The organism is Staphylococcus ratti (genome assembly GCF_020883535.1).
Classification (GTDB): Bacteria; Bacillota; Bacilli; order Staphylococcales; family Staphylococcaceae; genus Staphylococcus; species Staphylococcus ratti.
This window is the reverse complement of record NZ_CP086654.1, coordinates 846,152-863,423: the sequence shown is the minus strand read 5'-3', so window position 1 is coordinate 863,423 and position 17,272 is coordinate 846,152. Positions and strand designations below refer to the sequence as shown.

Sequence of the window (17,272 nt, the reverse complement as noted above, 5' to 3'; positions counted from 1 at the left end):
AATATAAAGGGTGTGCTTCAATTATGTCAATCATTTCGTTAATATCCCTTGTTTAAATCTACTACATTCTCATTTAGCGGTTCCTTATTGAGAAAATGGTGCAAATTGTTAATAAAAATGTCTGTTGCTAATTTTTTATTAAGGTCTCCATTACCTGTAATATGACTTGTCATGACTACATTGTTTAAGTTGTATAATTGAGATTCTGGCTTCAACGGTTCTTGCTCATAAACATCTAAATAGGCTTTTCGAATCAAATTTGATTTTAGTACATCTATTAATATTGACTCTTTAACTATCGTTCCACGTCCTAAATTAATAAATAAAGCTTGACCATTCATACATTCAAAATCATGACGTGTTAATAAATATTTTGTTTTTCCTGTTTCTGGCAAAAGGTTAACAATAACATTCGCTTTTTTAAGCACTTTTTCTCTTTCATCTATAGAATATGTTTCGTTGAATCCTTCCACTTGATGGCCAGATGTATTAAGTCCTACTGTATGCATACCAAACAACTGTGCAATTTTAGCAGCGCGTTGTGGTATCACACCTGTGCCTAAAAATAAAATCGTTTCTCCTGCAACAGAGGGCGTCGTTCTTTTATGGTTATAAATTTTAGATTGTTGTTCTCGGAACGTTTCCTTCATTTCCTTATAGTCATCTAAAATGAACGCAAATAAGAACTCAGCTAATTGTTGTGCATGCACGCCTTTCGCGTTTGTAACTTGAATGTGTTGTGCTTTTAAAGTTTCGAATGGTAAAGCATTGACACCTGTCGCATACCACATAATCCATTTTAAATTTGTTGCTTGTTTAATAAACGTTTCATTTACTTCTTGATGATATGACAAAAGAATATCCATCTTTTCTATTGATTCTTTTGGTACACAGGAAGGATGTTTGTAAAATTCAAAATGAAGCTCAGGAAATTGTTCCTGAAGACGCTCTTCTTGATCCCCTAAACGCATTAAACTTACAATCCGCATCATTATCACCCCTCTAAAATCGTTTTGAGTTGTGCCATTTGCTCTTTAACTTTAACTTTTTCAATGACATCGAGTACTTTACCTTCTTCATCAATAACAAATGTTGTTCTCACAATGCCCATTGTTTCTTTGCCAAAAGTCTTTTTTAATTGGTAAACCCCTACTGCTTTTGACAAACTGTAATCTTCATCAACTAACAAATCAAAATTCAATTGATGCTTATTAATGAAATTTTGGTGTTTGCGTTTTGAATCACCGCTTACACCAAAAACGTTAACATCTAAATCATTAAAATAAGCAAGATTGTCTCTAAAGTCACACGCTTCTGTCGTACATGTAGGCGTGTTATCTCTCGGATAAAAATACAAAATCGCTTTTTTACCTTTTAATGAAGCTTTTGTAATCACTTCACCATCTTGATTTTCTAATTCAAAGTCTGGAAATATATCGCCTTTTGCTAACATTGGTCTCCCTCTTTCTTAATCTGTTTTATTTTATGATACGATATGAGATGAAAATATTAAATAAAAGAGGCTGATATAATGATGAAGTTTTCTAAAAGCGAAGCGCTACAACAACAATCAAATGATTACATCCTAGGCGGTGTCAATTCTCCTTCTCGTTCATATAAAGCTGTAGGCGGCGGAGCACCGGTTGTAATGCAAAAAGGTGAAGGGGCCTATTTATATGATGTAGACGGTAATGAATATATCGACTACCTTCAAGCATATGGACCAATCATCACAGGACATGCGCATCCTCATATTACGCAAGCAATTCAAGAACAAGCTGCATTAGGTGTGTTATATGGAACACCAACTGAACTTGAAATCGAGTTTGCTCGTAAACTGCGTCACGCGATTCCTTCACTTGAAAAAATACGTTTTGTCAATTCAGGTACAGAAGCTGTTATGACTACGATTCGTGTTGCACGTGCTTTTACAAAACGAAATAAAATTATCAAATTTGCTGGTTGTTATCACGGGCATTCAGACTTAGTGCTTGTTGCCGCAGGAAGTGGTCCATCTCAACTTGGTTCTCCTGATTCTGCTGGTGTCCCTAAAAGTGTCGCTCAAGAAGTTATAACTGTGCCTTTTAATAATATCGATGCATTCAAAGAAGCAATGGCTCATTGGGGAGACCAAGTGGCTGGCGTTTTAGTGGAACCGATTGTAGGAAACTTTGGAATGGTGGAACCGCAACCTGGATTTTTAGAACAGGTAAATGAAATTACGCACCAACATGGAGGATTAGTCATTTACGATGAGGTTATTACAGCTTTCCGTTTCCATTACGGTGCTGCGCAAGATTTACTTGGGGTATACCCTGATCTCACTGCTTTTGGAAAAATTGTCGGTGGTGGTTTACCAATAGGTGGTTATGGCGGACGTCAAGATATCATGGAGCAAGTTGCACCATTAGGACCTGCCTATCAAGCGGGTACTATGGCAGGAAACCCACTTTCTATGAAAGCAGGTATCGCATTATTAGAGGTATTAGAGCAACCAGGTGTTTATGAGAAATTAAACGAGCTAGGCGAACAACTTGAAAAAGGATTGCAAGCTGCGATTGATAAATATCAAATTAAAGCGACTATCAACCGTGTACGTGGCGCTTTAACACTTTATTTTACTGATGAGAAAGTCACGCACTATGAACAAGCCGATCAATCTGACGGAGAACAATTTGCGAAATTTTTCAAAGCCATGTTACATCAAGGTATCAACCTTGCGCCATCTAAATACGAAGCGTGGTTCCTAACAACAGAACATACCGAAGCTGACATCGATCAAACAATTAAAGCAGCTGATTTCGCACTTCAGCAATTATCTCGCAAATAATGTTAAAATACTATATTATAAATATATAAGTACAGGTACGAGTTAAAGAAGTATTTTTCAAGGGGCTAGGACATCATGTTCTCGCCCCCTCATATTACATTGCGTTTAAAAATAACGGTAAATCTAGTATGGACATGTGCGGATTTCAAGCTTTTAACCTTAGTTAATGGTATATATGTGCACTTTCGTACAAATAAGACCGAATGTATCACTCATTCATTGTATACGTTCCATTTATCACGGGGATTGGAACACTATGCACTTAGCTTCTTAAAGTATAAACATGCGATTGCAACTTCTTATGAAAAATACGTTTCCTTCCAATCTTCCCTAATCATTGCCTTATAACGTCAATGCCATATTTTAAAATGCTTAATCACTTACCATACTTCGTAAAAAATAAAGGAGTGCTCTATTTGAAACTAGGTGCAAGAATACTTAAAACTGGTATTGCAATCATTCTGGCCGTCTCAATTGCATCACTGTTACCATCTAGTGCCGGTATGATTACTGTGGCAGGTATTTCTGCAGTAGTCGCCATGCAACCAAGTGTTTACCGCTCGTTTAAAACGATTATCGATCAATTCAAGGTAATGTCATAGGCGCCTTACTAGCTGTCGCAATGATTACCTTATTTGGAAATAATATTTTGATTATGGGCGCCACTGTGATTTTATTAATTGCGATACTATTTAAAATGAACATTGCGCACGTTGCTACGCTAGCAACAGTAACGGCATTGATTATTATGGGGCAACATGATGGATCATTTTATACTTCTGCTTTTTATCGCTTTGTTTTAGTAATGATTGGTGTATTAAGCTCATTCATCGTTAATATGACTTTTTTACCTCCAAAATTCGAAACTAAAATTTACTATAATTCGTTAAATATCACGACAGATATATTTAAATGGTTCAATTTAGTACTCAACGATGCAACTGAGTTTAACTATGTTAAGCAAGATTTAGAGCAACTGCGTCAACGTGTTGTTAAATTAGAGCAACTATTTGAATTTTATAAAGAAGAACGTGCGTTAACTAAAAAACATGCCCGTGCTCAAACTCGAAAGAAAATTTTGTTCAAAGAATTAGTGTTAGCTACAAGGGACGCTTATGATGTGCTTAGAAGAATGAATCGCTATCAAAATGACATGTTACATTTAAGTGAATCTCTATTTTTACAAATCAAATTAGAAGTTGACGAACTCAGTCAATTTCACGAACAAATACTGATTAGTATTACTAAAAAAGCTAAATTTGAAAATCCGGAATTCCAAAGTCATGTAGTCAATCCTTTAAAAAAGGATTTGCTTACAGCCTATCAAGAAGAGCTCAAATCCAATGCTTCTTCCGAAATTGATTTCAATCCTAACATTATCCATATTATTGCATCTTTAGAAGAATATCGTTATAACTTAGAACACCTCAACCGTTTGCGCATTAGTTATTTCAAATATCATTCAAATGATCCAGACATTGATATTATCAAAGAAGACTTTGACTTATAACAACACTAAGGAGGTTGGCGCTGTCGAATTGCTTCTAGACCACCGATTATCCGGTTCTAGAGCATTCCATCATAGCATGCCAACCTCCTTATTCGTATATTAAGTTTTAGCATTACAATCCTTAGACAATATGGCTATTCTATAGTTATATCATTGGATGAGTTTTAATTGGTAATCGTGAATCGTTTGAATCTCGCCACTTTTTTTCTTGATTGTCACATGTTCAGCCTTGATTTCTGTCGGACTCTTTACACCTACTGCAGCAGCTATATTAAACAGCCCTTCATGTAATGAAACGATATAATTTGCTACTCTATATTCTTTCTCTTCGACTACTAGCGCGCGTTCTTTTTTAGGATCGGTTGTTGCTACGCCTACTGGACACGTGTTTTTATGACATTGTCGACTCATGATACACCCTACACTTATCATCATTCCTCGCGCAATATTCACTAAATCTGCGCCTAAAGCTAAAGCAATTGCGATTTTATCTGGTGTTACGAGTTTACCGGAAGCGAATATTTTCACTTTGTTGCGCACACCTTTTGCCCTTAATAAACCATCTACTATCGGCAATGCTGTAAACAATGGCAAACCGACACCGTCTTGTAGTTCTTGGAAAGTTGAACCTGTTCCACCTTCACCACCATCAACAGTAATAAAATCAGGATAAATGTTGAGTGCTACCATGGTTTCTACTAATTCAACTACATCATTTTTATTTCCAATTACAATTTTAAATCCTACTGGTTTTTGACTGATTGTTCGTAAATAACTGACCCATTCCAACAATGCTTTAGGACTATCTATAAAATCAAAACGATTAGGTGAATTGATCGTTTCATAAGGTTTTACATTTCGAATCTTTGCGACTTCTTCTGTCACTTTATGCCCTTCAATATGGCCTCCTCGTGTTTTGGCACCTTGTGCTAGCTTAAGTTCAAACATTTTTATGCGTGGTTGCTCTGCTTTTTTCAAAAATTCTTTTTCACTAAATGTTCCATCTTCATTTCTTACTCCAAATAATCCAGGTCCAATTTGAAAAATAATATCCGCTTCTCCAGCTAGATGATAAGAAGATAGCCCGCCTTCTCCTGTATTCATCCATGTCCCTGCATGTCCTAGCCCTTTAGAAAGTGCTGTTATCGCTTTACTCCCTAATGCACCGAAACTCATGCCAGATTGCCCCACCAACCTTTTAGCTAAATATGGATGCTTCAAATCTTCACCAAATTTTATGTAATGCTGTTGTTCTAAATAATACGGTGTAATTTCTGTCGCTTTCACATTTTCTTTTCGATTAAATAAAGATTCTCGCTTAATTTCATAAATAAACGTTGAAATCAACTTTTGATTGTCCATCGCTAGTTCAGTTCGTTGTCTCGGAAACATTGCGTTATTAAGGTAAAAGCCCTCTTCATAATCTAATTCCGAGCCAAAGCTCGTGGCGCGTTCATTATATTTTCCGGCAAGCACAATGTGCTGATATTGATCTCGAGAAAATGGTTTATCTTCGTTATCATTTAAAAACAAGTATTGACGTAATTCTGGACCGATACTTTCTAAAAAATATCTTACCCTCGCAAGAACCGGATAGTTACGTAACACACTATGTTGTTTTTGTCTCCGGTCAAAAATTAAAAATGCAATGCAAGCAATAATACAAATTAAAAGTACACTGACGACAATAATATTGACGATAAGTTGTAAAATAGTTAAAAGCGTCATATGCTCGTCCCCCCTTTTTAATAACTATACCCTGAGTGATGTATAATATATAAGTTTTTTACCTGATTTAATGGATTTTTAAAGTAGAGGTTTTAAAAGTACGATATCAAAAACACGATACAATAGTAGTAGCATTTCGCCTCTATTGCATCGTGTTTTATGAATCAAAATTATAAATTTTGAATGTTATACAGTCTATGGTACGCGCCTTTTTGAGACATTAAAGTTTGATGTGAACCCATTTCAACAATTTGTCCGTTTTCAACGACTACAATCTTATCAGCATGAGTAATGGTAGAGAGTCGATGTGCGACAATCAATGTCGTTCGATCTTTACTCAATACATTAAGCGCTTCTTGAATAATCGCTTCACTTTCCAAATCAAGCGCACTTGTCGCCTCATCTAAAATTAAAATTGGAGGGTCGTTCAAAAATATCCGCGCAATAGCTAATCGCTGTTTTTGTCCGCCAGATAATTTGACACCACGTTCACCAACTTCAGTATCGTAACCTTGAGGTAAGTCCATAATGAAATCGTGTGCATTTGCTTTTTTAGCTGCTGCAATCACTTCTTCGTCTGTCGCTTCTGGTCGACCTAATAAAATATTTTCTTTAACTGTGTCAGAAAAAAGAATGTTATCTTGTTGAACCATTCCAATTTGTCGACGTAAACTTCCCATTTCGAAATCTTTAATATGATGTTGATCAATTAAAATTTCACCATCTGTAACGTCGTAAAATCGAGGAATTAAGCTGATTAAAGTTGATTTTCCTCCCCCACTCATTCCTACAAAAGCGACCGTCTCACCATGATGAATATTTAAATTGATTGCTTTTAAAATGTCTCTTTCATCATTATTGTATTTGAATGATACATTTCGAAATTCAATATTACCTTGTTTTATAGGAAGTGTTTGCGCATTTGGTGTATTTTTAATGTCATAAGGTTCATCAAATAATTGGAACACACGGTCCATTGATGCAAAACTTTGTGTCAATGTCGTAAATGAGGATACAAGTCGACGCAGTGGTCCATAAAGTTGCTCTAAATAACTTACAAATGCTGCTAACGTTCCGACAGTGATAGATCCTGAAATGGCAAGGTACGCCCCAAAACCGATGACAATTAATGGACCTATGTCCGTAACAGTATTGATTGCTGAAAAAGAGTAAGCATTCCAACGTGTATGTTTAAACGCTTTTTGTAAAAAATTCGTATTGCGTTTATCAAAATTTTTGGCTTCGTTTTCTTCAATCGCAAAACTTTTAATCACCGCCATCCCATTCACTCTTTCATGCAAAAAGCCTTGGGTTTCTGCGAGTTTCTGAGAACGTTGACGTGTTAAAGCACGTAAACGACCAAAAAAGAAATACACAGTTAAAATGTAAAACGGCAAAATTACGATTGCGGCTACTGTTAATTTCACATCTAAGAAAAACATCACTGATAGCGCAATTATGATTGTGATACAGTCAAGCCAAATATTCATTAACCCAGTCATAATGAAATCTTTCGTTTGTTCAACGTCGTTAATCACACGTGAAATAACTTCACCTGCTTTATTATTTGCATAAAAGCGCGAGCTCAATGCTTGTAAATGACTGTATAACTTTTTACGAATATCATATAGGATTTTATTACTTGTCCATTGCGCCATGTATTGCCTTAAAAATTCAATCGGCGGACGGACGATAACAAAGATAAATGCCGCAAGAAGCATCGCGTAAAACAAATGTGAATATTTATCTGCCATGCTCAATGCACCATTATTGATGACATCATCAATAACATATTTAATTAATAACGGGATAAGTAATGGAATACCAAATTTTAAAATCCCTACCAAAATCGTCCCAAAAATTAACCATTTATATGGTTTAACGAATTCTAAATAACGTTTTATCATTCACATTTCCCCTTTCTTAAAACACAAGACGAGTGAAACAGCAGAATGTTTTCATAACATTTCTCTATTTCACTCGTTTTTGATTAATGTTGCAGTCTAAGTTGTCTCAATACACGTTAAGATCGATTTCTTAATTTCTGGAATCGATTACGCCAAACTTTAATAAAATCTGGGGCAAATGGTCCTTTTTTATGCTCTATCCATTGTTGTAATATATCTACATTTCTTCTTAATATTACATCGATATCTTTAGGATATTTCATTTGATTCATATGTTGTTCATACTCATCTTCATCTAATAAATGGTATTTGCCATTAGGATATACTTTGATGTCTAAGTCATAATCTATATACTTCAGAGCCTCTTCATCACAAGCAAAAGGCGATGACAAGTTACAATAGTAGTAAACGCCATCTTCTCTAAACATACAAATCACATTAAACCAATATTCTGCATGAAAATACACAATCGCTGGTTCACGTGTAATCCATGTGCGCCCATCACTTTCAGTCACTAATGTATGATCATTCCCACCTATGATAACATGATCCGTCCCTTTTAATATTCTTGTTTCTGACCATACGCGGTGAATATTGCCATCATGTTTATAAGATTGAATTTTAATTGTGTCTCCCTCTTTAGGAATACGTGACTTAACCACTTGTCTCACCCCGCTTAACAAAATCTCACTCAGTTATTATATCACACTCGATAGCCTTTACTCATTCGTACGCTCACAAAAGGTATCGTAAATTTTTGACATTGACACAGGTAATGTCAATTGATGTCTATTTTCACGCGTTAACCACTTTCGATTCATAGTTACCGTGTCAAAATCTGCTGCATTGATTTTGGCACGATAAATGTTGAGCGTCCATGTCATATGTGTGAACTGATGTTTCACTGTGCCTAAACACGTCTCGTCAACATGAAGGGATTCACCAAATTCTTTTTTCAATTCTTGCTCCGTTGGCTTTGTGTCATACATCGGAAATTGCCACATGTTGTTAAGTAACTTTGAACTTCTTTGTTCAATCAAATATCCTCCTTGATGATTATCGATAAGATAGACATCATAAGTAAGTTGCTTTTTCTTTATTTTTTTCGTTTTTACTGGCAAGTCTAAAACTGTGCCTAGCGCATAACTCTCACAATGGGATTGCACAGGACAAAACATACATAGTGGTGTTTTAGGCGTACAAATTAACGCGCCTAATTCCATCATCGCTTGATTAAATGTGCCTGATTCAGAATCTACATAAGGTTGCAGTTCCGCTTCATAGGTTTTTCGAGTCGATTGTAGCGCTATATCTGATTCATCATTATTTAAGCGTGACCATACGCGAAAAACATTGCCATCCACCGTTGGCAAAGGATGATTAAATGCAATGCTCATCACAGCGGCTTGTGTATATGGGCCTACACCTTTTAAAGTTTTAAATACATCAGGTTGATAAGGAACTTGTCCTTCATGCTTTTCAACGACTTCTTTGGCAGCCGTATGAAAATTACGCGCACGACTATAATACCCTAGCCCTTCCCAATGCTTTAACACTTCCTCCTCAGATGCATTTGCTAAAGCTTCAATAGTTGGAAATCGCTTGATAAAACGTAAGTAATAACTTCTCACTGTATCCACTTGTGTTTGTTGGAGCATGACTTCACTCGTCCATATAAAATAAGGATCGTTCGTATCACGCCAAGGCATTTGTCGTTGATTTATTTTAAACCACTCGATTAAGTTCTTTTTAAATGTGGCCGGATAATGCATAAAATTCTCCTTCTAATTCTTGATTATTTTCGTTCTACCCAATTATAGATTATACTAATGAATAACATAGTTGGAAATGAGTGACGCTTATGGATACTGCAACACATATCGCAATAGGTGTTGGATTAACTGCTATCGCAACAACAGATCCTGGTTTAGGTCAAAATATTGCTGCTACTGCGACCGTTCTTATCGCAGGTTCGTTAATTCCAGACATAGATACCGTTTTAAAATTAAAAGACAATGCAACTTACATTTCAAATCATAGAGGGATTACGCATTCTGTGCCTTTTACTTTATTTTGGCCATTGCTTTTAACCTTGCTCGTTTACAGTGTATTCAGTGGAGTGAACCCACTACATATATGGTTATGGGCTCAGTTGGCAGTATTTTTACATGTTTTTGTAGACATTTTTAATTCATATGGAACACAAGCCCTCCGACCATTTTCTAATAAATGGATACAACTTAGCGTCATTAATACGTTTGATCCTGTCATATTTTTCATATTATTGCTAGGAATTATAATATGGGCTTTAGGCGTTCATCCTTATGTAGTATTTGGACCTATCCTCCTCGTACTCATTGGATATTACGCTTTACGCTTCGTGATGCAAAGTTGGCTCAAAAAACAAGCCTTAAATCAAGTAGAACATTTAGGTACACCAATCAAAGTTTTCGTTGCACCTACGATTCGTTTTTTTCAATGGCGTATTGCCATTCAAACTGAAAAACACGACTATGTTGGACGCAGTTTTGGTCGTAATATCGTTTTTAGCGACAAAGTAGAACGCCAACCTTATCCAAATGATATTATTATGAAACATGCACAATATGACCCAAATATACGCGCTTTTCTAGGTTTTTCTTCAATTTATCGTTGGCATATTGAACATATTGATAATGATACAACAGAATTGCGTTTTATAGACTTACGTTACTTAAAAAATGACCATTATCAATTCGTAGCCATTGTTCATCTAGATAAAGAAATGAAAGTTTTACATTCTTATACCGGTTGGGTTTTCACCGAAGAAAAATTAATGAAAAAATTATACGCTAATTAAAAAGACATAGTAAAAGGGAGTGAGACGTGGAAGTCATATTGATTTCCTCGTCCCACTCCTCTTCTATTTGTACGTAAAAATGACTGAATAATGTGGGGAGATGTAAGTCATTCTTTCTTTATTTAAGGTGGCATTTATGAGTTACCTAAAACATTGTATCTTCGTTTTTAGTGATTGATGTGTTCGTTCGGTCTTAATTGTGAAACATAATCATTTAAAGCAAAACCAAGCACAGCAATAAACCCTAACCAACACACAAAGTAAAAATGATATCCTAAATGATTGAGTGCATGTGAGCCAACAATAACAGATTGTTGAAATCCATTGATAATATAATACACCGGATTCAACATGAGCAAATGCGATAAGCCCCCATGGATGGTTTGACTCAAAAAGATAATAGGTAATAAACAAAATACGACAGCTACAACACAGTAAAAAATGAAATCCAATTTAGGATAAATAATTCGAATTAGCCCTAATAAATACGACATTAAAGCAATGAACACAAATGACACAAAAGTATAAAAGACTACACCTATTACTAAAGTACTTGCGTTTACAGGTTTTATTATTGCAATAACGCTAAGCATAAGCGCAAGTATAAAACTATATACCAAACTTGAAAATAAAATGTGTAACATTGGGCTACTATTAAAATGCCGCGTGACGTAATAATCTCTCGGGAAATTTCGATAATTCATCCAAATTGCCACAACGATAACCCCAAAAGCAAGTATTCCTACTAAACGATACATCATAGTAGCTTGCGTGATTTCTGTAACTGAAAAAAGTTTAAATGATAGCTTAAACATTACAATCAATGCCAAAGCAATCAAGACGGTGAGCATTAAAATGCTTTTCTGTTGAAAAATGCGGTAACGGCTATGTCTAATATGCCTTGGAATGTTTTTAAAAAATATGAGAAATTGTTCCAACATAGTTTCACCTACAATTTAATATAAATCCATTGTCCGTTTTGAAGATCAGCAACAAAATAACCTTCTTCTGTTTTGCCTATCCAATACGCGTCATCTGGATTAAATTTTTTCTTGAACTCATCTTGCTTAACCATTGGAAATGTGTAGCCAATTAATTTATTTTGATCGTTGAAAAGCATAGAAATCGGTTGTTGTGTAATTTGCTCAACAAAGCGGCCTTTAGACTGTGGTATGAGCGTATCATTGACTTTAGCGTGTGACTTATGTAGCTCACCGTTAAAGTAGTCGACGTAATTAATATAATTCGATTTCATAAAAGGTGCGATTTTTTCTCTATCTATCTGATTGTATAAAGCAGCTGGATTCAAATATTTAAATTGCGATTTTGAAGTAGTATACACGTCTCCATCAATATCAATGCGGTACTTCGTTTTATTTTCGCCAGTAATTGTCACAACGGCATATCTCGGTAATGTAACCGCTTTTTTCCCGTTAGAAGGATTAAGCTTAACTTCCTTTTCCTCCACAATACCATAAGCTAGTTTTTCAACATAAGGGTCTTTATTATTTTTAGCAATCGTATCTTCTGTTAATACTTTACGTGTTTCCAGTTCTCCAAAACCTGTAAAAATAAACATACTAGCTAAAAGAATACCTACAAAAAAAATAGCGAGCCATGCCCATATCCGAGCTAAAAAAGCAGGTGGCTGTGCATGATGATACCTTTCTATTCTTTTGAAATTGTAGGTCAACTCCGGCATACGTGAACGGTTGCGCTTCCAATCATCATCAAAATAAACCATTGCTTCTTCAGATTTTATCGAGGCACGATCTTTTTCATGTGCTTCGTAAGCAGAAATGACGCGCTTAACAGACCCTTCTTTTCTTAATTGTCCATGAGAAATCCATGCGATATAGTTGCTCACCGCCTGAACTTTTTGTATATCATTATCAATGGTTACCCAAGTTAGCCCCTCATCGATGTACTCACGAGACGTTTCCGCCGCTTTTTCCATATAATCATTATCTAAATACGATAAAATATGACTTAAAATGATGATTTCTGCTTTTGAAGCACGCGCAAGACTAAATAGTAATTGCGCATATTCAGGGTCAGATAAATTTTTAATTGCGTCGTTCGAGTGTGATTCTAAATGCGCGTACTTAATAATCTGGTCAACTTTATGATCGGGGACTTCATATTCATAAAGTTGAATCACGTCTTGAACATACGCTCTTACTGACATTGTTTCAACTGCTTTTTGATTCATATTGGCATAAAACATAGAAGCAATGCGTACCATACGCCCTTTATCAGGTTTTACAGTACCTGCAAGTATCTCACCTACAAGAGACTTCGAGGAATCAGCTTCACCAATAATGCCCAATGCTTCGCCTTGATAAATATGTAATGTAATATTATTTAATTCAATATCCTCAGGTTGATAACTAAAAGGCTTTAAGATATTTTGCTTTTTCTGATTACGATAATAATGCGTCACATTAATTATCTTAAGAACAATTGCACTCCCCATTTACTTAAACCCCTTTATAATTTTAATAATGACACTGGAATACCTTCTTCTAATTGTGGAGCGTTATTCCGATAGCCCCATGCAAAAACGCCTTTTAAACGTTTCACAGTAAAATGATCATTAGAGCCGTCTTGTATAGCATAACTTGTGCCTAACTTTATTAGCGTTGTATCAACTAAATAACTCTCTACAATAACAACTTTATTAGCATAAACATCATATTCATTCATAATGCCATTCATTTCAGCTTTACGCATTTGCTCTTTATAACGTTGTATTTCTTGATATATTTCATGGCGTTCCATATCACTTAAACGTTTATGATTCATCTACAATACCACTCTCTTCTAGTTTTAGCTTAATCGCATCATAGGCATAACCTTTTCTCATTAAAGCTTCTGTCGTTTTCATCTTCAACTGATAGCCGTCATATTTTTTGACATATTTATTATAGACTTTCTCTAAATCACGTTGCAATAAATTATCCATCATCTCTGGGTCTTCAGAAAAATCTAACGTTTCTAAAACATCTTTTATCGTTTCTAATGTATAGCCCTTTTGCATTAAACTTTGTTGCACATATTGTTGCCTTTTTTTTGAGGGTCCTTGCTTTTTCTCTTTTATTTTATTTCCCACTTTAACAATCTTATCAAAAGGCTGCTCCACTTCATATTGTGCTACTACTTGTTGAATTAAAGAATCTTCTATGCCAGCTTCCATGAGCTTTTGCCTAAATACTTCTGGTCCTTTGTCCGTCGTACGAATCATAGTATTTTTTAAACTTTCGACGTAGTCCTTATGATCAATTAAATTTTGCATTTTACAATATTCGATAGCGTGATTAATGACGTTTTCAGGGAAGTCTTGTTTCGCCAAATGATTATAAACTTCTCGCGTAGAACGTTTGCGATAAGACAGATGATTGAGTGCTTGTTGTATTGCTTGTTGTTGAAATTCTTGTTGTTTAATTTGCGTTAAAAATTCGGGAGTCACATCATCTCCTTTTTTTAAATTCAATTTGACGAGCGTATCGTCTGATATACCGAGTTCAAAGCTATCGTCTATATAAATATTAAAACGTGAAGCGTTATTTTTTTGGACCTCAATTTTAGTAATTTTACGCATAATTTCGCCTCGCTTAATAAAAAACTGGAAGGTCGTATCGACTTCTCCCAGTTCCCTTTTCATTCTATTATGCCATACTCTGGCCTACCCTCCAAGTTGTTGTAGTGCCTCAGTATATTGTGCTTCTGTGATTACATTTTCTTGCTTCATTTTTTCTAATGTCATTTTCGTACGATTAATAAATGAAGGTGACATATCATTCACATCATACATCGACGGTGCATTCACTTTACTTGCTAACATCGCACTTTGTAATACAGTAATTTGTGGAAGTGCGTGATTATTTTCATTTACCGTTGCACCAAAGTAATAATTAGCTGCAGATTCGATTGTATAATTGTTATCTCCGAAATAGATGTTGTTCATATAATAACTTAAAATCTTTTCTTTTTCATACTTCTTTTCTACGCGCTTTGCGACAAACATTTCTTTCAATTTACGCGTAATCGTTTGTTGATTATCGTAATAGTAATTTTTTACTAATTGTTGTGTGATGGTACTGCCGCCTTGAAGCCGATCACGATCTTTCAACGAAGCAAATATCGCTCTTACACTCCCTCTATAATCCACACCATTATGATTATAAAAACGTCTATCTTCCAAAGCAACAAACGCACCTTTAGTATAATCTGGCATCTGTGACGCATCAACATAAGTAGATTTTTGTTCGATACTTGATAAATCTGACACATCTGCTTTTTGAGATAATAAATACATAATTCCTATAAAAAGTGCTATAAGCAAACATGCGATAATAATCACTGTGCGAAAGATTTTACGAGGCCGTTGTTTACGTGGCGGCTGGCCAACCGGTTGATAATACGTATTATAATAAGGTTCATTAGGTGGCGAGTGCGCACCTTCTTTCTTAATTCGGTCAGTTCTTTTCATAAAATTGGACCTACTTTCTCAAAATTAAATCTCTTAATGTGAGTTTATCAATACATTTTAAATTAATCTATATGTTTTGAGCAAAATCAGTCCACAGCATGAGTGCATGAATCTGAAAAATACGGGTATAAGATTTAGAATGAAAGTTTAAGAAAGGAAGAGTAGTATGGTAAAAATGAAAGCAAACATGTCTTTAATTAAAGCTTTAGAAGCATGGGATATTGATCATGTTTATGGGATCCCAGGCGATTCTATAGATGCAGTTGTGGATGGTTTGAAAGCCGTAGAAGAACGTATTAAATTCATCCATGTTCGACATGAAGAAGTTGCTAGCCTCTCCGCAGCAGCTTACACTAAATTAACTGGAAAAATTGGTGTAGCCTTAAGTATTGGAGGACCAGGTGCGATTCACTTATTAAATGGGATGTATGATGCCAAATTAGATAATGTCCCTCAACTCATTTTAGCAGGTCAAGCGAATAGTGATGCATTGGGTACAAAAGCTTTCCAAGAAGTTAATTTACCTCACCTGTTTGAAGATGTAGCTGTGTACAACTATCAACTTAAAGAAAGCGATGCCTCTCGCGTTTTTGACATTGTAGATGAAGCCATTCGTACTGCGTATGCTAAAAAAGGTGTAGCTGTATTAACGCTCCCAAACAACATTTTGAATCAAAAAGTAAATGTTCACATTCCAGAAACTGTAGATAAAACAAAACCTGATCTTCCTGAAGCCCCTGAATCTGAAATTAAAAAAGCAGCAGAGTTAGTAAATCAAAGTAAAAAACCTGTCATTTTAGTAGGTGTAGGTGCACAGCACGCTAAAGATGAAGTTAAAACCTTTATTGAAAAAGCTAAAATTCCAACAATGATTACTTTGCCTGCTAAAACAGTTGTTCCAAATGATCATCCTTATCTGTTAGGAAATATAGGAAAAATTGGAACGAAACCTTCCTATTACGCCATGCAAAATGCCGATTTATTAATTTTAGTAGGTACCAACTATCCGTATACAGATTATTTACCGCATAAAGATATACCTGCAATTCAAATAGATGTAGCCAAAGAAGCCATTGGTCATCGTTTTAATATTGATGCTCCTATTGTCGGAGATAGCAAAAAAAGCTTACACACGTTGACTGAAATGATTCATCCTATTTCACAACGTGACTTTTTAGATGAAACGTTGAAACGTAAGCAAAAATGGGATGAGTGGATGACAGAAGATAAACATGATGAATCTGAACCTATACGCCCTGAACGTCTTATGGATGCTATTAATAAGGTCATTCATGAAGATACGGTTATTGCTGCAGATGTAGGAACATCTACAGTTTGGTCTACACGTTACCTCAATTTAGGCGTAAACAATAAATTCATCATCTCTAGTTGGCTGGGCACGATGGGCTGCGCACTGCCTACAGCGATTGCATCTCGAATCGCTTATCCTGGTCGACAAGTCATTGCAATCTCAGGTGATGGCGCTTTCGAAATGGTGATGCAAGATTTCGCAACAGCTGTTCAATACAATTTGCCAATGGTTATTTTTGTATTAAATAATCAAGAACTTTCATTTATCAAATACGAGCAACAAGCTGCGGGCGAATTAGAATATGGTATTGACTTCAGTGACATGGACTTTGCGAAATACGCTGAAATTTGCGGTGGCGTAGGTTACACGTTAAAAGATCCTAAAGATATCGACGCTATCGTGCAAACAGCTGTACAACAACATAAGCCTACGATCGTGAATGTCTATGTGGATGTCAACGCTGCACCACTACCTGGTCAAATCGTTCCAGAAGAAGCTCGAAATTATGCGAAATTTGCATACCGAAGCTTAACTGAAGAAGGAAAATTTGTTTTTAAAGAGATGCCTTCACTATCTACAGCTATAAAACGATTCTTATAAAATCATAAAAATAAAGAAGCGGGATAGAAACTTCATCGATTTCTATCCCGCTTC

14 protein-coding genes and 1 pseudogene are annotated in these 17,272 nt (G+C 35.6%); 4 read left to right on the top strand and 11 right to left on the bottom strand.

Annotated elements, in window-relative coordinates:
* Positions 1–38: 38 nt before the first annotated feature.
* Together LN051_RS04035 and bcp are read right to left on the bottom strand one after the other, a co-directional pair.
* Positions 39–989, bottom strand: coding sequence for a phosphoglycerate dehydrogenase (locus LN051_RS04035; protein ID WP_229293616.1), 951 nt, complete (start codon positions 987–989; stop codon positions 39–41).
* 5 nt (positions 990–994) lie between these two features.
* Positions 995–1,453 (bottom strand): thioredoxin-dependent thiol peroxidase, encoded by a 459-nt coding sequence (bcp, locus tag LN051_RS04030; protein WP_229293310.1) that lies wholly within the window; start codon positions 1,451–1,453, stop codon positions 995–997.
* An 81-nt stretch (positions 1,454–1,534) separates the two neighbouring features.
* Between bcp and LN051_RS04025 the strand changes: the two genes are divergently transcribed.
* Positions 1,535–2,830 (top strand): glutamate-1-semialdehyde 2,1-aminomutase, encoded by a 1,296-nt coding sequence (locus tag LN051_RS04025; protein WP_229293615.1) that lies wholly within the window; start codon positions 1,535–1,537, stop codon positions 2,828–2,830.
* A gap of 416 nt (positions 2,831–3,246) precedes the next feature.
* A pseudogene (locus LN051_RS04020) lies at positions 3,247–4,340 on the top strand (FUSC family protein).
* Positions 4,341–4,490: 150 nt separating this feature from the next.
* Here LN051_RS04020 and LN051_RS04015 read toward each other — a convergent pair.
* The 4 genes from LN051_RS04015 to mutY all read right to left on the bottom strand — a co-directional run bounded on the left by LN051_RS04015 (position 4,491) and on the right by mutY (position 9,747).
* A complete protein-coding gene (locus LN051_RS04015) occupies positions 4,491–6,068 on the bottom strand; it encodes an FMN-binding glutamate synthase family protein (RefSeq protein ID WP_229293309.1) in 1,578 nt (525 codons plus the stop codon).
* Between the two features lie 170 nt (positions 6,069–6,238).
* Positions 6,239–7,975: an ABC transporter ATP-binding protein gene (locus LN051_RS04010; protein ID WP_229293308.1), complete on the bottom strand. Its 1,737-nt coding sequence runs from the start codon at positions 7,973–7,975 to the stop codon at positions 6,239–6,241.
* A 116-nt stretch (positions 7,976–8,091) separates the two neighbouring features.
* On the bottom strand, positions 8,092–8,637 hold the full coding sequence (gene ntdP / locus LN051_RS04005) for a nucleoside tri-diphosphate phosphatase (RefSeq protein ID WP_229293307.1): 546 nt from the start codon (positions 8,635–8,637) through the stop codon (positions 8,092–8,094).
* Between the two features lie 57 nt (positions 8,638–8,694).
* Positions 8,695–9,747, bottom strand: coding sequence for an A/G-specific adenine glycosylase (mutY, locus tag LN051_RS04000; protein ID WP_229293306.1), 1,053 nt, complete (start codon positions 9,745–9,747; stop codon positions 8,695–8,697).
* A gap of 89 nt (positions 9,748–9,836) precedes the next feature.
* On the opposite strand from mutY, the gene LN051_RS03995 reads away from it, so the two are divergent.
* Positions 9,837–10,814 carry a metal-dependent hydrolase gene (locus LN051_RS03995; RefSeq protein WP_229293305.1) on the top strand — a complete coding sequence of 326 codons (978 nt, stop codon included), beginning with the start codon at positions 9,837–9,839 and terminating at the stop codon, positions 10,812–10,814.
* A gap of 167 nt (positions 10,815–10,981) precedes the next feature.
* Here the strand turns inward: LN051_RS03995 and LN051_RS03990 are convergent, their stop codons facing one another.
* From LN051_RS03990 to sgtB, 5 genes are all read right to left on the bottom strand, one after another.
* On the bottom strand, positions 10,982–11,755 hold the full coding sequence (locus LN051_RS03990) for a teichoic acid translocation permease (RefSeq protein ID WP_229293304.1): 774 nt from the start codon (positions 11,753–11,755) through the stop codon (positions 10,982–10,984).
* Positions 11,756–11,763: 8 nt separating this feature from the next.
* Positions 11,764–13,290 carry an ATP-binding cassette domain-containing protein gene (locus tag LN051_RS03985; RefSeq protein WP_229293303.1) on the bottom strand — a complete coding sequence of 509 codons (1,527 nt, stop codon included), beginning with the start codon at positions 13,288–13,290 and terminating at the stop codon, positions 11,764–11,766.
* Positions 13,291–13,304: 14 nt separating this feature from the next.
* Positions 13,305–13,619, bottom strand: a complete 315-nt coding sequence (locus tag LN051_RS03980; protein ID WP_229293302.1) for a YfhH family protein — start codon at positions 13,617–13,619, stop codon at positions 13,305–13,307.
* Positions 13,609–14,415: a recombination regulator RecX gene (gene recX, locus LN051_RS03975; protein ID WP_229293301.1), complete on the bottom strand. Its 807-nt coding sequence runs from the start codon at positions 14,413–14,415 to the stop codon at positions 13,609–13,611. Before recX ends, LN051_RS03980 begins: the two co-directional genes overlap by 11 nt.
* Before the next feature lie 84 nt (positions 14,416–14,499).
* The gene (gene sgtB, locus LN051_RS03970; protein ID WP_229293300.1) at positions 14,500–15,306 is read right to left on the bottom strand and encodes a monofunctional peptidoglycan glycosyltransferase SgtB; all 807 of its coding nucleotides are present in this window, start codon (positions 15,304–15,306) and stop codon (positions 14,500–14,502) included.
* Between the two features lie 166 nt (positions 15,307–15,472).
* On the opposite strand from sgtB, the gene LN051_RS03965 reads away from it, so the two are divergent.
* Positions 15,473–17,218 carry a pyruvate oxidase gene (locus LN051_RS03965; RefSeq protein ID WP_229293299.1) on the top strand — a complete coding sequence of 582 codons (1,746 nt, stop codon included), beginning with the start codon at positions 15,473–15,475 and terminating at the stop codon, positions 17,216–17,218.
* Positions 17,219–17,272 lie beyond the last annotated feature (54 nt).